This is a genomic window from Aquabacter spiritensis (assembly GCF_004346185.1).
GTDB lineage: Bacteria > Pseudomonadota > Alphaproteobacteria > Rhizobiales > Xanthobacteraceae > Aquabacter > Aquabacter spiritensis.
In genome coordinates this window covers 62,723-75,739 of record NZ_SMAI01000010.1, presented here as the reverse complement: position 1 = coordinate 75,739, position 13,017 = coordinate 62,723, and the positions used below count along the sequence as shown (strand labels likewise).

Here is a 13,017-nt window from a genome sequence, read left to right as displayed (position 1 = left end):
TGACGCCCACGTGAACGCCCCGCGCGGAAAGCGAGCCGGGCGCCGAACTAACCTCCTTAGAACCCGATCCGATCAGGCGATGGCCGCCCCCTCGGCGGGCCGGATCCGCGCCTGAGCCAGAATGTCCGCGAGCACCTGCGCACGCTTCAGCTCCGAGCGGCAGCCGCGCAAGGTCTTGGCAAAGCGCTCCAGGGCACCGTCCTCGAAGGCGGTCACGATCGTGCCGTGGACATAGCTCTTGCGGCAGACGGTCGGGGTATTGGCGAGGTCCTGCGCCGCCGCCCGCACCGCATCGAGAATCTGCGCGCGTCGCTGACGGGCGCTGCTGGCCGGAACGGTTGCGGCCAGCGTCTCGAGAACGCCCGCCGAGGCCACGAGGGTGCGAAAATCCTTGAGAGAAATCGACGCTCCCGACACCTCTTTCAGATAGGCGTTGACATCGGCGGCCCGCACCGCCCGAACGCCCCCCTCCGCGTCGCGATATTGGAACAGGCGGCGACCGGGCAGCGCCTTCAGCTGCGTCATCACCTGTGCGAACCGGGGCATGCAGACCTCGCGGACCTGTACCTTTCCGCCCTTCGCCTTGAAGCGGAGCGTGACCCGTTCGCCGTCAATGGTGACGTTGGATTTGGCGAGCGTGGCGGCGCCGCGTGTGCCCCGCTCCTTGGCATAGGCCTCTCCGCCCGCACGGATCGCGGTCAGCGCGACGAGCTCCACGACGGCGGCCAGCGCGAACCGCCGGCCCGGCGCGGGCGCGGCGAGGTCGCGCCCGATCGCCCGCCGCACCTTCGGCAGGACGGCGGCGAACTGCGCGAGGCGCTTGGCCTTCAGCCATTCGCGCACCGTCTCCCAGCCGGAATGGTAGCGATATTGCAGCCGCCCCGCGGCGTCGCGGCCGATCGCCTGGAGGTGGGCGCGCGGATCGGAAGCATAGCGCACCTCCGAATAAGCCGGCGGCACTGCGAGCGATGCGAGCCGCTGCACCACGGAAGGATCGCGGATCGTGGCGCCGTCGGCATCGAGGTAGCGGAAGCCCCGCCCGCTCCGGCGCCGCGCCAGAACGAGGTCGCTCACCGTCACCGGCATCAGCCCCGCCCGTCGCGCCAGAGCGGCCTTGCTCGGCATGCGGATCGCTCGATCGGGGAACTTGGCGGACGAGGGGGATCTGGGACGCGGCATGGCGATCAGAAATGCGCGATCCCCCCATCGGGTTCCTTCCCGAAGCGAGCGCCACGCCGAGCTGGAACGAAGCCGCGGCTCAGAACTTTCGTCCACAGAGCGCGATCCGAATGTCGCCCCGGCGGCGGATCGCCGAAGGCGTCCCCGCCGCCGTCTGCCGGAAAAGGAGACCGACCTTGGCGCGAACGACGACCCTGACGTCACCCCTGCCACGCACCGAAGCGGCCGCCAGCGGCCCGCGCAGGGTCCGGCTGCGCCTGCCGGCCTGGTGGCGCCGTGCGCCAGCCGTCCGCCCCGCCGGCGGCGACGACGCGATCCTGGTCCCCGGCTGGAATTGCTGGAAACGCGCGCGGGCCGACCGCGCCGCCTTGCTGGTCGATGGAGCCGCCTATTTCGCGCGTCTCGAAGCGGCGCTTCGGCGCGCGCGGCACTCCATCGTCATCGTCGGGTGGGACTTCGACAGCCGGGTCAAACTTCGCCCGGACACGGACGACACACTGATCGGCACCTTGCTGCGCCGCCGGGTCGAGGCGGAACCCGACCTGTCCGTACGGATCCTGGTCTGGAGCAGCGCCGTCGTGCACGCGCCGAGCGCGCCGAGCGAGCTGCTGATCGGCGACGAGAGCCTGGAGCATCCGCGGATCCAGCTCCGCCTGGACACCACCCATCCCTTCTATGCCGCACACCACCAGAAGATCGTCTGCATCGACGGCGCGCTCGCCTTTGTCGGCGGCATGGACCTCACCGTGGACCGCTGGGACACGTCCGAACATCTGCACGCCGATCCCCACCGCGTCACCCCGGGTGGCGCCGCCTATGGTCCGGTCCACGACACCCATCTCATGCTGGACGGCGATGCCGCCCGCAGCATTTGTGCGCTGGCGCACACCCGCTGGGCCGAGGCAACCGGCGAGGATGTGCCCTTTACCCCGGAGCCCGTCGATCTCTGGCCGCATGATCTGTCGCCGGATTTCGCCGAGGTCGATCTCGGCATTTCCCGGGTGATGCCGGAATGGGGCGGACGCACCGCGATCGAGGAATCCCCGCGCCTGACGGGAGATGCTCTGCGGGCCGCACGCCGCACCATCTTCATTGAAGCGCAGTATCTCACCGCCGGCTTCGTCGCCGAAATCCTGGAGCAGCGGCTGCGGGAGCCCGACGGACCGGACGTCGTGGCTGTGGTGAGCCGGGCCGCCCACACACTGCCGGAACGCCTCATCATGGGCGAGAACCGCGACCGGCTGATCCGCCGCTTGACCCGCGCCGACCGCCACGACCGGTTCCGGATCTACCATCCCGTCGTCCCCGCCCCCGAGGACGAGTGTGCGATCCTGATCCACTCCAAGCTGATCCTTGTGGATGACCGCTTCTTGCGGGTCGGCTCGTCCAACCTCAACAACCGGTCCATCGGGCTCGATACCGAACTCGATATCGCCGTAGAAGCCGGCACCTCTCGGGAGCGCGAAGCAATCGCAGCCATCCGCGACCGCCTGATCGGCGAACATCTGGGAACGGCGCCGGCGCAGGTGCGCGCGGCGATGGAGGAGACCGGATCTCTGGTGAAGACCATCGAGCGGCTGAACCGGCAGCCGCGCGGGCTGCGCCAGTTCGATGCGATCGACACGCACGGTCCGACACAGCCGGTCATCGCGACCTGGCTGCTCGATCCCGCCCGGCCGTTCGAGCCGATCTGGATGCTGAAGCAGCGCAAGCGTCGGCGGTAGACCACGCGGCAGGGTCCCGCGGCGAAGCCGATCGGAAAACGCTCTAACGAGATCCTTTTCCGCGGGCGTAAAACGCCTCGCTGGCGGCGAGCCCGAGCGTTCCCAGAGCGAGCGGGACCAGGAAATAGGTGAAGCGGAAGACGAGAAGCGGCCCCACAAGCCCGACACCCGGCAGCAGATGCTGCACCACGGTCTCGATCACCCCGAGGCCACCGGGCACATGGGAGAGGATCGTCGCGGTATTAGCGACCACATAAGCCGAAGCGACGGCGGCGAAACCGACTTCGCGCACCCCGGCGAGCGCCTGGTGCAGGCAGGCCGCGACGCAGAGAAAATTGGCGACCCCCACCGCCACCTGCGCCACCGCCAGCTTCGGTCCGGGCAATGCGATCGACCAGCCGCGGACCACGAGCGGCGCACGCAGACAGGCGGCGAGCAAAACATAAAGCACAGGCGCTGCCAGGCAGGCGATCGCGAGCCCATAGGTGGCGGCCGGGGAAAGCCCCGCCATGTCCCAAGCGATCCCGGGTTCAAAAAGAAGGGCGGCGCCGGCCAGCCCGGAAAGGCCGAGCCCCACCGTCAGGCCGCAGAACAGGATCACCTTGGCGACCTCGCCCGCATCGAGACCCCACCGCGAATAGAAGCGATAGCGGATCGCCCCCGAAGACAAGGCCGCGAGGCCGATGGTGTGACCAAGCGAGAGGCCGACGAAGGAAGCGAGCGCGGCCCTGCGATAGGCCAGCGGCTTGCCGGCATAGCGCAGCGCCAGATAATCGAAGAGGGTCAGGCAGACATAGCTCGCGGCGGCAAACCCCGCACTGGCGGCGACCCGCCCCGTCGGCACCCGACCCACAGCGGCCACCAGTTCGTCGAAACTGTAATCCTTCAGCGCGCGATAGATGAGGAGAGCGCCGAGCGCGATGGCGGCGAGCGCGACGGCGATCTGGAAGGGCTTCGAGGCGGCCACTGCCCGGCCCCGGCGCAATGCAGCCCTGCCCTTACCGCCGGCTCGATCGGGAACGGACATGGACGTCATCCCGCCCCCTCCGAATTTTCCGGGCTCCGCTCCGGCCCCGACGTGGCCGCGGCGGGGACCGTGAGATCCACGCACAGCGGCACATGGTCCGAAGCCAGGCGGGCGGCGCCGCCGCGCAGCGTCGCCACCCGCTCGACGCCGATGCCGCCGCCGACGAAGACGTGGTCGATGCGCAGGATCGGCCAGCGCGTCGGAAAGGTCGGCACCGGCCGGCGGCCGTTCGCCCGCTGGGCATCGGTCAACTTGGCGGCGATCCTGCGATAGGCGCGCGAGCCCGGGCCGGAATTGAGGTCGCCGACCAGGACCGTCGGCCCCCGGCAGGCGGAATGCCCGAGCCAGTCCGGCCCGGCGATCGCCTCGGCCTGCAGCAGGCGTTCGCGGGCGAGAAGGCCGAAATGCGTGTTGATGATCTGGACCGGCGTGCCGGCGAGCCTGGCTTCCACCCAGAGCGCGCCCCGCGGTTCCGTGCGCAGCGCGCCGCCCGTCCCCGGCAGCGGCCCGGCCTTCTTCAATTCGAGCGGCAGCAGAGAGAGGATGGCGTCGCCGTACAATTCCTCCACCACCCGCATCGCCGGATGGAAGTGCAGGTTCATCCGCAGCTCGGAGGCGATGGCGACGGCTTGGTCGATGCCGCCGCTGCGCGCGCGGCGGACGTCGAGTTCCTGGAGGGCGACCACGTCGGCCGCACTTTCAGCCAGGATCTCCGCGATCCGCCCCGGCGCATAGCGCCCGTCGAGGCCATAGCAGCGGCGCACATTATAGGTGACGATCCGCAGCCGAGCCGTCGCCTGCGGCGACGCTTGCGGCGCCGCGGCACCGTCGGAGCGGAAGGGAGGCGGGGGGGCGGAAGGGAGGGCAGGCATCGCTGAACAACGCAGCGACGCCTTTGCGGTTCACTGCGACGGCGTGGCGGCGTCCGGCGGATTGGAAACAGCGGCGCCCCGCTCGGCCTGATAGGCGACCATCAGGCGGCGATAACGCAGGGTGGAGAGCGGCAGGACCGCCAGATAGATCAGGCTGCACACCGTCAGGACCAGCCAGGGATAGCTGGCGAGCAGGCCGGCGAACAGCGCCACCAGGACAAACAAGGGCAGCACCATGTCGCGGCGGACGCGCTTGCCGAGCGTCTTGCCGGACCAGGCGGGCACCTTCGAGATCATGAGGACCCCGATCGCCAGGCAATAGATCAGAGCCAGCGGGGCATTGGCGGCGCCGTGCGGGACCCCGAGCAGTTCGAGATAGACGGGGAGCAGAACCGTGATCGCCCCGGCCGGCGCCGGCACGCCGGTGAAGAAGTCCGCCGTGAAGGCGGGGCGGTCGGGGTCGTCCAGCATCACGTTGAAGCGCGCGAGGCGCAGCGCCGCGCAGATGGCGAAGATCAAGGCCGCGATCCAGCCCATCGACCCCACTTGGTCGAGGCCCCAGAGATAGAGGATGAGGGCGGGAGCGCAACCGAAATTGACGAAGTCCGCCAGGCTGTCGAGCTCGGCGCCGAAACGCGACGTGCCCTTCAGCGCCCGCGCGAGACGCCCGTCGATCCCGTCGAGAAGGGCGGCGAAGACGATGGCGGCGAGCGCCAGCTCGAAGCGACCCTCGATCGCCATGCGCACGGCCGTCAGGCCGGAACACAGGGCGATCAGCGTGACGAGATTGGGCAGAAGCAAGCGCATCGGAATCCGCCGGAAGCGGGCGAGACCGCGCGGCGGTTCGCCATCCGGATCGAATTGTTGGAACATCGGCGCCATGGCGGTTCAGTTCACCCGAAAGGCGGTGTCCCGCCCGCCGGGCATGGACAAATCGGCGATCACGGTTTCCCCGGCGGTCGCGATCTGCCCCTCGGCGACCTGAAGATGCGTGCCGGTCGGCAAATAGACGTCGACGCGCGAGCCGAAGCGGATCAGGCCGAACCGCTCCCCGGCCCCGATCTCCTCGCCCTCCCGCACGAAGCACACGATGCGCCGCGCGATCAGCCCCGCAATCTGGACGCAGCCGATCCGGGCCGCGGCGGTGCGGAAGACCAGGCCGTTGCGCTCATTGTCCTCGCTCGCTTTGTCGAGATCGGCATTGAGGAAGATGCCGGGCTTGTAGGCGATGCGCTCGATCCGGCCGGACACCGGCGCGCGGTTCACATGGACGTTGAACACGTTCATGAAGATCGAAACCCGCAGCAGCGGGACGTCGGACAGGTCGAGCTCGCGCGGCGGCGTCACCAGGGCGATCTGGGAGATCGTACCGTCGGCCGGCGAGACCACCAGCCCCTCGCGCAGCGGCGTGACACGGGGCGGATCGCGGAAGAACAAGGCCGTCCAGATCGTCAGGCCGAGTGCGATCATGCCGAAGAAGGTCGAAACCAGGAAAAGCCCGATCGTGACGGCCGCCGCGATCGCGATGAACCGGTACCCTTCGCGGTGGATGGGAACGATGCTCTTTTTGATGCTGGCAAGGACCGACACGCGCTGCTCCGCCTTCGGAGCCGGTCCGGCCGGATGCAGGCGATCCGATCGAGACGAGCTCCCGTCGGTCGCATAGGTAGAGCCCGCCCGCCGGGGCGTCAAATCACGCACCTGCCAGCCGTCAGAAGCTTCCCACCGGCAACTTGAACTTGGCGTCGATCACCTCGAAGCCGCCCGCATCGTCATAGGTATGGATGCCTTCGGCTGGGCGATCGGCGAAATCGGGCACCGCGTCCGGCCCCACCTCGAGCACGAAATGCTCCGCATAGGTGTCCGGCGTCAGCGCATCCACCTGGAACACCCGGATCGCCCGCCCATAGGTGCCCGAGCAGTCCTGCGCAGGCCGGAACAGCCCCCCGTTTTGGCGGAACAGGCGGCCGGCTCCCCGCGCATCGCGCACATCGTGCGAGAGGGGACTTGCCGGGTGCGGCCGCCAGGGTTCGGTCAGTCCGTCCGCGATGAACAGATGAAGCGCCACCGCCTCGGTGCCGGGCACGATGAAGGTGACGAAAAAATACCAGACGCCGTTCTCGAACCAGGGCGTCGTGTCGACGACGGCTCCGCGGAACAGGACGTGCGTCTTGACCCAGCGGTCCGGAAAGACCTCGGCGCGGTAGAGCGCGACCTCACCGGCCGCGAGGCTTTCCGGGATCATGTAGATCGCGCCGTCATGGCTGAAGACGAAGGGATAGGACAAATGCGATCCGGTGGAGAGGCAGATCCGCGCCGTGTCCGGCACCTCATCCGTCACATCCATCACGGCGATGTCGCCGCGCGACTCGGCATAGGAGAAATCTTCGAGGAACAGGAATGTGCGGCCTTCGTGGGCGAACAGAAACGGATCGGCATAGAAATGTCCGTTCGGCGCCATGATGAACCGGAAGCCCGAAAGGTCGGCGGTGCGGGCGGCCGGCCGCAGCGCGGGCTCGGCCGTCCGCCTGCGGATCGCGGTCATCCAATGCAGCGCCCGGCGCGGAAACCGGTCCGGCACCTTGCGCTTCAGCATTCGCCAGAGCCAGCCCAGCATCTCGCGGTTTCGCGGCTTGCCGTAAAGTCGCCTCAGGCCGCGATAGGGCGCCGGCGGAACCGCACGCGCCTGGAGGAAGGCGAAGCCCCGTTCATGCAGCTCCTTGAGCTTCCAGATCAGGAAATGGACCGACCCCCAATAGGGCGCGATGCGATTGCGAAACAAGGACAGCCCGCCCTCGCTGGCATATTGCCCCTTGGCGAGCACCAGGCCGTTGTCGAGATCGTCGCCGAGGATCTGGAGGATGGCGCCGCAGCGCGGATTGTCCTCGAGCAGTTCCCACATATAAGGCGGCAGGCCGCGATAGAAGTCGTTGTCACCGTGATGAAACGACCAGATGCCGTAGCGCGCCGCGGTCAGGATGTCGCCCTTCAGGATGTTGAATCCGAAGCGTACGATCACGTCGATGTCGCGCGCACGGATCGCGTCGATGGCGGCCTGCGGAAAACGGTGCACCGCGCCGTTTTGCTCCGGCACGACGCGGATCTCCTCCACACCCGCGAGCCTCTGGCTGCAATCGACCAAGCGGGTCGGATCGAGGTCCGCTTTATAGGTGCGCCAGGCGTCGAACTTCACGTAAAGCGCATAGACGATGGCGTGGCGCAGTTTCGGACTGCGCACGAATTTCGCCGCGCGGGACGCCAGAGAGGCCGACCCGCTTTTGCCAGACGCCGGCGCCCCGTTCCGGACCACCAGAACGATCTCGGCGAAGGAACTCGCCCGAATGTGATCGATCGCTTCCGCGAAGACAGCCTGCAAATGCAGGTCGTCGACGAGCAGCGCGAGCTTGAGCTTCGGGGCCTGAGACTCGGAGGTCAAATAAAGGTCGCCGAGCACGCAGCGTGGCCTTTGGATCCAGCATCGAAGAGTACCGAACCGCTACCACGCCGCGGAAGGCTCCGGCAACGAAGTCGACGCCGTGCCCAGCGGCAAATTGTCTGGTGCCTCCGACAGTTGGGCGTCCTCGGCCTCTGCGCGGAGCTTTTCCCTAGCGTCATCCGCCTCGCGCTGGCGGTGCCAGAGGGCGGCATAGAGCCCGCCCCGCCCGATGAGTTCGGCATGGGTTCCGCGCTCTGCGATCTCGCCCTTGGCCAGAACCAGGATTTCATCCGCCCCGACCACGGTCGACAGGCGGTGCGCGATCACCAGGGTGGTCCGCCCGCGCGAGACACGGTCCAGCGCGTCCTGGATTTCCTTTTCGGTATGGCTGTCCAGCGCGGATGTCGCCTCGTCGAGGATCAGCACCGGCGGCGCCTTCAGAATGGTCCGAGCGATGGCGATCCGCTGCTTCTCGCCACCGGATAGCTTGAGGCCGCGCTCGCCGACCTGCGTCTTGAAGCCGTTTGGCGTGGCGCGGATGAAGCCGTCGATCTGGGCGAGGCTGGCCGCGGCCTCCACCTCCGCCTCGCTCGCCGCCGGCCGGCCATAGCGGATATTGTAGCCGATGGTATCGTTGAACAGCACCGTGTCCTGGGGAACCATGCCGATGGCGGCCCGCAGGCTCTCCTGGGTGACGCCGCGAATGTCCTGTCCGTCGATCGTGATGCGGCCGGACGAAACGTCGTAGAAGCGGAACAGCAGACGCGAAATCGTGCTCTTGCCCGCGCCCGAAGGGCCGACGATCGCGACGGTGCGCCCGGCGGGGACCTCGAACGAAATCCCCTTCAGGATTTCCCGCGCGCTTTCATAGGAGAAGTGCACGTTCTCGAAGCGGACCGTTCCACCGTGCACGACCAATGCAGGCGCACCGGGCCGATCCTCGATCTCGGGATCGCGGGAGAGCACGGCGAACATGGCCTCGATGTCGACGATCGCCTGCTTGATCTCGCGATAGATCATGCCGAGGAAGTTCAGCGGCTGGTAAAGCTGGATCATCATGGCATTGACCATGACGAAGGCGCCGACGCTCTGCCGCCCCGCGCGCACGTCGAAGGCGGCGAGCACCATCACGGCCGTCAGGCCGAGCGTGAAGATCACCGCCTGACCCGCATTCAGCCAGGCGAGCGAGGTGAAGGTCCGCACCGTGGCGGCCTCGTAGCGCGCAATGGATGAGTCGTAGCGCGCGCTCTCCCACCGATCGGCGCCGAAATATTTCACCGTCTCGTAATTCAGCAGGCTGTCGACCGCCTTGGTCGTCGCCTCGGTATCGCTCTCGTTCATGTCGCGGCGGATCGAAATGCGCCACTCGCTCGCGACATAGGTGAACCAGGTATAGAGCACCACCGTCGCGCCAACCGCCGCCACGTAGCGCCAGTCGAAGGCGAAGGCGAGCACCCCCATCACCAGGACGAGTTCCACGATGGTCGGGGCGAGCTGGAGCACCAGCATGCGCACGATCGTCTCGATGCCCTCCCGGGCCCGCTCCAGCACGCGCGTCAGCCCGCCGGTCTTGCGCTCCAGGTGGAAGCGCAGCGAGAGGGCGTGCATGTGGTCGAAGGTTTCCAGAGCGAGCTTGCGGACCGCGTGCAGCGCCACCTTGGCGAACATCCCGTCGCGCAATTGCGTGACGGCCGCCATCAGGATGCGCGTCCCGCCATAAGCGAGGGTAAGCAGAACCGGCGCCGCCAGAAGCCACGCAAACTCCGGGTCGGCCTGCCCGTCCGGCATGCTGGCGAGCGCGTCGGTCGCCCATTTGAAGAAAAAGGGCACGGAGAGGGTGGCGAATTTGGCGAGGAACAGCAGCAGCAGGGTCGCGACGACGCGCCGCCGCAGATCTTCCCGCCCAAGCGGCCAGAGATAGGGCCACAGCGCGGCGATGGTGCCGACAAGGGCGCCGCGCGCGGAGGCGACAGCCCGGAAAGTGTGCCGCGCAGGCGCGCGCGACGCGCCGGTCTCGGCACCGGGGAGAAGAGGATTGGACATGCGACCCTTAAATCTCAGGCCCCGCCGAACACTCTTGGGCGAAGGCCTCGAACAGCGCATCGAGATCCCGTCGCAGCGCAGCCAGCGCGTCGCGGTCGATGCAATAGCACGCGCGCGGGCTCTCGCTCCCCCGCACCAAGCCCGCGTCGCACAGGATCCTTATATGTTGGGACACGGTCGATTGCGCCAGGGGCAGCCCGGCGACGATCGCACCGCACTGGCAGGTCCGGCTACGCGCCAGATGCGCAAGCACCTTGAGCCGCGCCGGATGGGCGAGCGCTTTCAGTTGCACGGCGAGGCGCGCAGAGGCGGACGGGTCCATGGGCAGGATATTCATCGTCTATCGACGATAGACGATGGTTGGATCGCGAACAAGTCTCCCGCGTTGTCGTCGAGGCGCGTCATTCCGACGTCGCCGACTCCAAGGCCAATTGCCGAGGTGGGGAAACCCGAAGGTGGCTCGTGACGCGATGCACAAAACTGATAGACTTGCGCCCATGGCCCGCATCGAGAGCATCTGCGTCTATTGCGGCTCCTCGCGAGGAGCCGACCCGCAATTCACCGCTGCCGCACGGCAATTCGGACAGATCCTGGCCGCAAGCGGCGTGCGGCTCGTCTATGGCGGCGGCGGGATCGGCCTGATGGGTGAAGTGGCCGCGGCCGTCGCTCAGAATGGCGGACAGGTCACGGGAATCATCCCGCACTTCCTGATGTCGCGCGAGCGCGCCTTCGGCTACGCCGCAGAGATGATCGTGACCGAGGACATGCACGCGCGCAAAAAGCTGATGTTCGAGCGCGCGGACGCTTTCGTGGCCCTTCCGGGCGGGGTCGGCACCCTGGAGGAACTGGTCGAGCAGATGACCTGGGCGCAACTCGGCCGTCACCGCAAGCCGATCCTGGTCGCCAATATCGACGGCTTCTGGAATCCGCTCCTCGCCTTGATCGATCACATGCGCGACAGCGGCTTCATCCGCGAGACGACGCCCGTCGACGTCCTGGTGGCCGACGCCGTCGCGGACATCCTGCCCATGCTGCAGGCTGCCGTCGCCGGCATGGCCGAGACCCAGATTCGCGGTCCCGCGCCGCAGGTCGCGATCGAGAAAATGTGAGCGACGCCCCTATTTCGGAGCGCCCGCCGTCAGCAGCTTCCAGGTGATCGAATCGATCAGCGCCTCGAACGACGCGTCGATGATGTTGGGCGACACCCCGACCGTCGACCAGCGCGCCCCGGTCTCATCCGCGCTCTCGATCAGCACCCGGGTGATCGCCTCGGTGCCCCCGTCGAGGATGCGCACCCGGTAGTCGGTCAGGCGCAGTCCAGAAATGAACGGCTGATAGCGGCCGAGATCCTTGCGCAAGGCGACATCGAGCGCATTCACTGGCCCGTTGCCCTCGGCGGCGGAAATCAGCACCTCGCCATGGACGTTCACCTTGACGATGGCTTCGGCCACCGTGGTCATCTCCCCGCGCGCATTGAAGCGGCGCTCCACGTTCACGCTGAACCGCTCGACCTGGAAATAGTCCGGTACGGTGCCGAGCATCCGGCGCGCGAGCAAAGCGAAGGAAGCATCCGCAGCTTCGTAGGAATAGCCCAGCGCCTCGCGCTGCTTGACCTCGTCCAGCAGGCGGGCGAGGCGCGGATCCTTGCGGTCGATATCGACCCCCAGGCGTTCGAGCTCGGCGATCACGTTCGAGCGGCCCGCCTGATCCGACACCATCACCCGCCGCCGATTGCCCACCTGCTCGGGCGCGACGTGCTCGTAGGTGGCGGGATCCTTCAGGATGGCCGATGCGTGGATGCCGGCTTTTGTGGCGAACGCACTCTCCCCGACATAGGGGGCGTGACGGTTCGGCGCGCGGTTCAGCATTTCGTCGAGCGTGCGCGAGACATGGGTGAGATCGGCGAGCTGCTCCGGCCCCACGCCGAGATCGAAGCGCGCGGCGAAATCCGGCTTCAACAGCAAGGTCGGGATCAGAGAACAGAGATTGGCATTGCCGCAGCGCTCACCGAGCCCGTTCAAGGTGCCCTGGATCTGACGCACGCCGGCCCGCACGGCGGCGAGCGAGTTCGCCACGGCCTGCTCGGTATCGTTATGGGCGTGGATGCCGAGATGATCGCCCGGCACGACCGTCAGCACATCGGCGATGATCGCCTCGATCTCGTGCGGCAGCGTCCCGCCATTGGTGTCGCACAGGACCACCCAGCGTGCCCCTGCCTCGTAGGCGGCGCGGGCGCAGGCCAAGGCGAAGGTGCGCTTTTCCTTATAGCCGTCGAAGAAATGCTCGCAATCGACCATCGCCTCCCGACCGGCGGCGCAGGCGGCGGCGACACTCTCGCGGATCGAGGCGATGTTCTCCTCTTCGCTGATCTCGAGCGCGACCCGCACCTGATAGGCCGAGGCCTTGGCCACGAAGCAGATCGCATCCGCCTTGGCCGCCAGCAGCGCGGCGACCCCGGGATCGTTCGCTGCCGAGCGACCCGCACGCTTGGTCATGCCGAAGGCCGTGATTTTGGCCTTGGCCGGGTGCGTCTGCGCGAACAGGGCGGAATCCTGCGGATTGGCGCCGGGATAGCCCGCCTCGATATAATCGACTCCGACCGCGTCGAGCAGGGCCATGACCCTGAGCTTGTCGGGCAGCGTGAAATCGACGCCATGGGTCTGCGCGCCGTCGCGCAGCGTGGTGTCGAAGAGATAGAGTCGTTCTTTCTGCGGCATCGTCGCCCCCGCGCCCCCG

At 67.6% G+C, this 13,017-nt stretch carries 11 protein-coding genes; 2 read left to right on the top strand and 9 right to left on the bottom strand.

Annotation, left to right across the window (positions count from 1 at the left end):
• Positions 1-72: 72 nt before the first annotated feature.
• Positions 73-1,125 (bottom strand): DNA topoisomerase IB, encoded by a 1,053-nt coding sequence (locus EDC64_RS15525; protein WP_165933792.1) that lies wholly within the window; start codon positions 1,123-1,125, stop codon positions 73-75.
• 230 nt (positions 1,126-1,355) lie between these two features.
• Here EDC64_RS15525 and EDC64_RS15520 point away from each other — a divergent pair, with 230 nt between their 5' ends.
• A complete protein-coding gene (locus EDC64_RS15520; RefSeq protein WP_245504727.1) occupies positions 1,356-2,903 on the top strand; it encodes a phospholipase D-like domain-containing protein in 1,548 nt (515 codons plus the stop codon).
• Positions 2,904-2,946: 43 nt separating this feature from the next.
• Here EDC64_RS15520 and EDC64_RS15515 read toward each other — a convergent pair whose 3' ends face one another.
• The 7 genes from EDC64_RS15515 to EDC64_RS15485 form a co-directional block, all read right to left on the bottom strand.
• The gene (locus EDC64_RS15515; protein WP_132032974.1) at positions 2,947-3,930 is read right to left on the bottom strand and encodes a putative bifunctional lysylphosphatidylglycerol flippase/synthetase; all 984 of its coding nucleotides are present in this window, start codon (positions 3,928-3,930) and stop codon (positions 2,947-2,949) included.
• Between the two features lie 5 nt (positions 3,931-3,935).
• A complete protein-coding gene (locus EDC64_RS15510) occupies positions 3,936-4,802 on the bottom strand; it encodes an endonuclease/exonuclease/phosphatase family protein (protein WP_132032972.1) in 867 nt (288 codons plus the stop codon).
• A gap of 30 nt (positions 4,803-4,832) precedes the next feature.
• Positions 4,833-5,684: a CDP-diacylglycerol--serine O-phosphatidyltransferase gene (gene pssA, locus EDC64_RS15505; protein ID WP_132032970.1), complete on the bottom strand. Its 852-nt coding sequence runs from the start codon at positions 5,682-5,684 to the stop codon at positions 4,833-4,835.
• A 6-nt stretch (positions 5,685-5,690) separates the two neighbouring features.
• Complete coding sequence (locus EDC64_RS15500; RefSeq protein WP_132032968.1) at positions 5,691-6,392, bottom strand: phosphatidylserine decarboxylase; 702 nt, start codon at positions 6,390-6,392, stop codon at positions 5,691-5,693.
• A gap of 121 nt (positions 6,393-6,513) precedes the next feature.
• A complete protein-coding gene (locus EDC64_RS15495; protein WP_132032966.1) occupies positions 6,514-8,238 on the bottom strand; it encodes a glucosamine inositolphosphorylceramide transferase family protein in 1,725 nt (574 codons plus the stop codon).
• Between the two features lie 60 nt (positions 8,239-8,298).
• The gene (locus tag EDC64_RS15490; RefSeq protein WP_132032964.1) at positions 8,299-10,281 is read right to left on the bottom strand and encodes an ABCB family ABC transporter ATP-binding protein/permease; all 1,983 of its coding nucleotides are present in this window, start codon (positions 10,279-10,281) and stop codon (positions 8,299-8,301) included.
• Between the two features lie 7 nt (positions 10,282-10,288).
• Entirely contained in the window at positions 10,289-10,603 is a 315-nt protein-coding gene (locus EDC64_RS15485) for an ArsR/SmtB family transcription factor (RefSeq protein ID WP_132032962.1), read from the bottom strand.
• A gap of 175 nt (positions 10,604-10,778) precedes the next feature.
• Here EDC64_RS15485 and EDC64_RS15480 point away from each other — a divergent pair, with 175 nt between their 5' ends.
• Positions 10,779-11,390, top strand: a complete 612-nt coding sequence (locus EDC64_RS15480) for an LOG family protein (RefSeq protein WP_132032959.1) — start codon at positions 10,779-10,781, stop codon at positions 11,388-11,390.
• A gap of 9 nt (positions 11,391-11,399) precedes the next feature.
• Here EDC64_RS15480 and cimA read toward each other — a convergent pair whose 3' ends face one another.
• Positions 11,400-12,998, bottom strand: coding sequence for a citramalate synthase (cimA, locus tag EDC64_RS15475; RefSeq protein ID WP_132033200.1), 1,599 nt, complete (start codon positions 12,996-12,998; stop codon positions 11,400-11,402).
• Between the last annotated feature and the right edge of the window lie 19 nt (positions 12,999-13,017).